The 591-nt window shown below is 70.1% G+C and carries 1 protein-coding gene; it reads right to left on the bottom strand.

Annotation, left to right across the window (positions count from 1 at the left end):
* Positions 1 to 572 (bottom strand): helix-turn-helix domain-containing protein (locus tag K4G64_RS39570; RefSeq protein WP_221760659.1); only part of this gene is annotated, 572 nt, incomplete at its 3' end.
* Between the last annotated feature and the right edge of the window lie 19 nt (positions 573 to 591).

Here is a 591-nt window from a genome sequence, read left to right as displayed (position 1 = left end):
GTCTCGTGGGCCACGTGCATCTCCGGACGTTCGGGGAACTGTGCTCGCAGAGCCTGGCATATCTGCTCCGGGCTCCACTTCTCGTCCAGCATCGCCTGGACAGCTCCGTGCAGTTCCGGGTTCTCGCTGATCTTGCGGGACTTGGGGCGGGGCCGGCGGGCATCGGCGCGGGCCTGGGCCGCGTGCGGCCGGTACTGGCCGCTGGCCGGATGCCGGTTGCGGCGGATCTCCCGGCTGACCGTGGAAGGGCTGCGGCCCAGCTCGGCGGCGATCGCCCGCACGGTGGCCTTCTCCCGCAGCCGGTCCGCGATGTGGATCCGCTCGCCCTCACGCAGGTACCTGGACGTGCCGGAAGGCGGCACCACCGCGGAAATCGGTGGTGCCGCCTTCTGCTGACGGTCTGCACGGCGGCCGTTACGCCACTTGTTGCCGGTTCGCCGGTCGATACCAACGATCCGGCAGGCTTCCGTGTTGCTGTATCCCTGCTGCACGAGCCGGGAGTATGCCTCCCGCTCGCGCCGCAGCTTTACGGGCCCCTGCGCGGTCCGCACCTCGCGGATCTCGAAGTCCATCGCACCCCTTGAGCTGGGG

This window comes from Streptomyces sp. WAC04114 (assembly GCF_019733245.1).
GTDB classification, from domain to species: domain Bacteria; phylum Actinomycetota; class Actinomycetes; order Streptomycetales; family Streptomycetaceae; genus Streptomyces; species Streptomyces massasporeus_A.
Note: the sequence above shows the minus strand (reverse complement) of the source record. Positions and strands in the feature narration are given on the sequence as shown.